This is a genomic window from Oceanobacillus locisalsi (assembly GCF_042675985.1).
GTDB classification, from domain to species: Bacteria; Bacillota; Bacilli; order Bacillales; family Amphibacillaceae; genus Oceanobacillus; species Oceanobacillus locisalsi.
The window spans coordinates 1-4,534 of record NZ_JBHTKK010000050.1; the positions used below are offsets into that span (position 1 = coordinate 1).

Genomic DNA, 4,534 nt, shown 5'->3' on the forward strand with positions numbered 1-4,534 from the left:
TTGGCTAAACCATTCCGTTGGACGAAGGAAGCTAAAACCTTACAAATTTAATGTGGGGTATTTACTTCAGCCGCGTGGCACTAGTACGTCCTGTACGTCGGAAAGCAAAACGGTCCGCCGCAGCGGTGACCTTACACCTTACCTTCTCGTCTTTATCAACAGCTGTATCTAAGAAACAATCTACCCCTGTTCCTATGGTAAGGAAGTTACTTTTTAAAATACGAAAGCTGAGTAACAAAAAAACAGCGGAGGAAAGTATCATCTTTCCTCCGCTGTTCTTTAATGGAGAAGTGCTTCGATGTCTTTTTCAATCGTATCCGGATTTTTTTGCGGACCAAATCGTTTTGCCACTTTTCCATCCGTATCAATAAGGAATTTTGTGAAATTCCATTTAATTTGTTCACCTAAAATCCCTTTTTGTTCGCTCGTTAAAAAGTTGAAAAGGGGATGAATGTCTTGTCCTTTGACATTCACTTTAGAGAACATTTGGAATGTGACGCCATAATTGGCCTTGCAAAAATCTTGAATTTCTTCTTCTGAGCCCGGATCTTGATAGCCAAATTGATTACATGGAAAACCAAGGATTTCAAAACCTTCCTCTTTATACTGGTCATATAGTTTTTGTAATCCTTCAAATTGAGGAGTGAACCCGCATTTACTAGCTGTGTTAACGATAAGTAACACTTTTCCCTTGTAATCTGACAGCTGTTTCTCTTCTCCATCAATGGTTTGTGCTGAAAAATCATAAATCGTTGTCATATTGTATACCCCACCTCGAAAAATGATAAGATGTAAATGCATCAAAATAATGCCATTTGTATTATAACAAGAAAGGACGTTAATTTGTGACTGAAATGATAAAAACAATGCCACTAAAAAATGCAGAACAAGATGCTTTTTTACGTTATCTCACTACTAATGACTTACCCGATATTTTAGATTTGCAAACGACAGTTTATGAAGCTTTAGAAGATAAAGCAAGGTTAGCAACCTTAGATGAAGCCGAGTTTCGGTCTATCCTAGAGGGGGAACCGCTGATGGTCGGTATCTTTCATCAGGAAAAATTGATTGCTTTCCGGGCGTTTCTGAATCCAACTGTTGATGAAGAGGGGTTGGGAAGCGATATTGGTCTAACAAAAGAACATGCTGCAGAAATCATCTATTCGGAGATTTCCAATGTGCATCCAGATTACCGGGGCAATCATTTACAAACGAAAATGGGCGAATTTATGATGAAGCAAATAGATACATCCAGGTTCCGTTATATTTTAGCGACAGTTGCACCCGGGAATATTCCGAGTATGAAGGACAAGTTTGCATTAGGAATGCACATTTATAAAGTGAAGGCGAAGTATGGCGGAAAGCTGCGTTATATTTATTGCAATGATTTAGCTGTAAATGATATTCCATCGAAAGAACAAAAAGAAGTAGATATAAAGGATATTGGCGGTCAAGCAAAACTGATTGAAGAAGGTTATATTGGTATCAAGATGAAACAATCAAGCACTGACTGGATAATTGTGTATCAAAAATAATGCAAAAACAGGCTGGAGATTCCTTCTTCAGCCTGTTTTTGTATTATATAGGGTTAAACGGTTGTTGTCTCTGGAAGTGTTTCGCCAATAGCTGCTAAACGCTCTTTGATTTCTTCTGTGGATAAATCATGTTCTTTTATATAAAGATTACGTGGGGTCACACGGCATTCATGTGTACATCCGCGTAAATATTTATGCTCATTTTCCTCAGAAGCCAGTATTTGCCGGTTGCATTCTGGATTTGCACAGTTCACATATCGCTCACAAGGTTCTCCGTCAAAGTGATCTTTTCCGATGATGACATGTTCCTTTTGGTTAACGGGAACACTGATACGCTCATCAAACACATAGAGCTGGCCATCCCATAATTCGCCTTGAACTTCAGGGTCTTTCCCGTAAGAAACGATACCGCCATGCAATTGGCTGACATCTTCAAAGCCTTCATCTTTCAGCCATCCGCTGAATTTCTCACAGCGGATACCGCCTGTACAATACGTGACAATTTTTTTATCTTCAAGCATTTCTTTGTTTTCTTCTACCCACTCCGGTAATTCACGGAAGGTCTTGATATCTGGACGAATGGCACCGCGGAAATGTCCCAAATCATATTCATAATCATTGCGGGCATCCAATACGACGGTGTCTTCATCATGTAATGCTTCATAGAACTCTTTCGGCTCCAAATATTTCCCGGTTGTTTCTAATGGGTCAATATCATCTTCTAAACGCAGCGTAACTAATTCGTTTCTGGGACGTACATGCATTTTTTTGAAAGCATGTTTATCATGCGCGTCTACTTTGAAAGTCATATCTTCAAAGCGAGAGTCGGCATGCATATGCTCCATATAAGCATTGGTCTGTTCTATCGTACCTGATACAGTCCCGTTAATTCCTTCTTCTGCTATTAAAATACGTCCTTTTAATCCGAGTTCTTTGCAATATTGAAGATGCTCAGCCGCAAAGGTTTCTGGATCTTCAATATGCACATAATTGTAATAAAGTAAAACTTGATAATCCTGTTCTGTGTTCATTTTGTACCACCTGTTCATTTATATTTGCAAGATACAAATGAGTTTGGTTTCGTTTATTCATTTTTCTTCTTGCAACATCATATTTTATCATGTTTCTCAGTGTTATTCCAGCACCTTTGTTTCTGACGTGCAAAATTACCGGTTCATATCGATGTTCGAACGTCACGGTGCGTTTTGCCATTTTAAAAAATGCATATATAGGAGAAGAGGCTTTCTCTATAATAAGACTTTTCAGGACTTAGACATGAGCATAGGCAACAGGAACTTCTCTTCCATAAGATGAAGTAACTATGAAGGAAGGAGGCTGAACAAATGAGTGAATCATACGATAAACCAGTGATGTCTGACAAATTAGTTGAAGTGATGGTAGATAGTGTTTTCAGAAAGAATGGAATTAAACCGGAAGAGGTAAAAAATAATTTGTCTGAGAAGCAGCGTGAAATGTTAAAAGAAATGGTGAACGATTTAAAAGCACAAGTAGAGGAGTTTCAAGAAAAAAGAAATGAATCCAAATCAGAATAGTTTTAATAAAAATGTGAAGAAAATCCATTATTTCTTCACATTTTTTGCGGGAGATGTACAAAGAATTCTCGCTGGAAATTTGGACTAGGTGATTTTGTTATTTTCTGTGTTCTTTGTGCAGGTGTACAGGAAGTATAGTTATCAATACCATAAATTAATTTAGAACTTGAAGAAAGGAGTGTTAATCGATGTCTGTCTACAGAAGTAAAACAGAAGGAACCAACCGTTTCCATGAAGACTTATATGGAGACGACTATATGTGTCCTCCGAAAGAAAATGAATATGACTGTGACACAAACCATTATCAATCAGCACCGGCTTATCATAACAATTCCTTTGGCCCGAATTTTGGAGAGGCAAGTGTTGTTCAAACTGGAGATGAATATTCGTATATGGAGCAGGAGTCTGCAGAGGTTATCTGGGTGAAAGAATCATGCAATATCACAGTGAATTCAACAGACACGCAGATTGGAGCATCTTTGCAAGCCGCATTGCAATTAGCCATTTCCATTGTAATCCGTTTATCTATTGCTGATTCGTCAGATGAAGAAGCGGTAGAACAGGAGTTAATGCAAACAATTAGTTCCAGCCAAGTTAATAAACAAAAAATATTTATCTACAATACGAAAGATGCAACCGTAACAACAGTGGATACGGATATTTCCCTTAATATTCAGCTGCTTTTACAAATACTTGTTGCATTGGTAATTATGATTGATATTTTGTAATCCGAATCTTGGATAGAAAGGAGTGTTGAAAAAATGATGCCAAAAAAAGAATGGAGAGCCTTAGATTACTGTGATGATGATCGAAACAACCAAGCAGATGTAGATGAAGCAGCCAAGCAGCAGAGTTTAACGAAGCAGTCCTCGGAAGAATGGATTATTATTAAAGACTCTGAAGGAGTTACCGTAACAACGACAGATACACAGGCAGCAGTTAATTTACAGATAGGTATTGAAGTAGCTATTGCAGTAGTACTCAGCATTACATTGGCTGATTCAAATCAGGCAAAAGACGTTTTCCAAGATCTTGAACAAGTGATGAAGACAAAACAAAGCAACCGTCAAAAAACCATTATTGAAAAATCTAAGAATGTAGATATCACAACGGCAGATATTGATGTTGCCATTAATGTTCAGCTATTAATTCAGTTGCTGGTGGCGATTGTCGTCAGTTTAGATATTTTATAAAAAATTTTTGTGGCAAAAATAGCGGTAAGCTTTTTACAGAAACTCCCTTTATCAAGGATATCAAGGGAGTTTCTTTCATTAATTATTTTATGCAATGAACAATCATTTTTTAGTGTATATAAGTTGAACCTGAATTATTCATACCTGCAGATTAAAGAATCAAATTAAAATTTTTGGTTCATGATTTCCTATTTTTAAGCGAGAAAAGCTAAAAAATTCGTAGACAGCTGAAGGTAAATGGTATTTCTAAGAA

The 4,534-nt window shown here is 37.3% G+C and carries 6 protein-coding genes; 4 read left to right on the forward strand and 2 right to left on the reverse strand.

The genetic code is table 11. The features are described from left to right. Window positions 1-279: 279 nt before the first annotated feature. On the reverse strand, window positions 280-759 hold the full coding sequence (locus tag ACFQ19_RS20120; protein WP_379594632.1) for a glutathione peroxidase: 480 nt from the start codon (window positions 757-759) through the stop codon (window positions 280-282). A 95-nt stretch (window positions 760-854) separates the two neighbouring features. Between ACFQ19_RS20120 and ACFQ19_RS20125 the strand changes: the two genes are divergently transcribed. After that, complete coding sequence (locus ACFQ19_RS20125) at window positions 855-1,535, forward strand: hypothetical protein (protein WP_379594642.1); 681 nt, start codon at window positions 855-857, stop codon at window positions 1,533-1,535. Between the two features lie 53 nt (window positions 1,536-1,588). On the opposite strand, the gene trhO is transcribed toward ACFQ19_RS20125, so the two are convergent. Beyond that, on the reverse strand, window positions 1,589-2,566 hold the full coding sequence (gene trhO, locus ACFQ19_RS20130) for an oxygen-dependent tRNA uridine(34) hydroxylase TrhO (protein WP_379594634.1): 978 nt from the start codon (window positions 2,564-2,566) through the stop codon (window positions 1,589-1,591). Window positions 2,567-2,878: 312 nt separating this feature from the next. Here trhO and ACFQ19_RS20135 point away from each other — a divergent pair, with 312 nt between their 5' ends. The 3 genes from ACFQ19_RS20135 to ACFQ19_RS20145 all read left to right on the forward strand — a co-directional run bounded on the left by ACFQ19_RS20135 (window position 2,879) and on the right by ACFQ19_RS20145 (window position 4,281). Continuing rightward, window positions 2,879-3,088 (forward strand): spore coat protein, encoded by a 210-nt coding sequence (locus tag ACFQ19_RS20135; protein ID WP_379594636.1) that lies wholly within the window; start codon window positions 2,879-2,881, stop codon window positions 3,086-3,088. 188 nt (window positions 3,089-3,276) lie between these two features. Then, window positions 3,277-3,816 carry a spore coat protein gene (locus tag ACFQ19_RS20140; RefSeq protein ID WP_379594638.1) on the forward strand — a complete coding sequence of 180 codons (540 nt, stop codon included), beginning with the start codon at window positions 3,277-3,279 and terminating at the stop codon, window positions 3,814-3,816. 33 nt (window positions 3,817-3,849) lie between these two features. Beyond that, window positions 3,850-4,281, forward strand: a complete 432-nt coding sequence (locus ACFQ19_RS20145) for a spore coat protein (protein ID WP_379594640.1) — start codon at window positions 3,850-3,852, stop codon at window positions 4,279-4,281. Window positions 4,282-4,534 lie beyond the last annotated feature (253 nt).

Coding starts and splice junctions, on each gene's coding strand:
- ACFQ19_RS20135 (WP_379594636.1), top strand. CDS start 2,879: ATGAGTGAATCATACGATAAACCAGTGATGTCTGACAAATTAGTTGAA.
- ACFQ19_RS20140 (WP_379594638.1), top strand. CDS start 3,277: ATGTCTGTCTACAGAAGTAAAACAGAAGGAACCAACCGTTTCCATGAA.
- trhO (WP_379594634.1), bottom strand. CDS start 2,566: ATGAACACAGAACAGGATTATCAAGTTTTACTTTATTACAATTATGTG.
- ACFQ19_RS20125 (WP_379594642.1), top strand. CDS start 855: ATGATAAAAACAATGCCACTAAAAAATGCAGAACAAGATGCTTTTTTA.
- ACFQ19_RS20145 (WP_379594640.1), top strand. CDS start 3,850: ATGATGCCAAAAAAAGAATGGAGAGCCTTAGATTACTGTGATGATGAT.
- ACFQ19_RS20120 (WP_379594632.1), bottom strand. CDS start 759: ATGACAACGATTTATGATTTTTCAGCACAAACCATTGATGGAGAAGAG.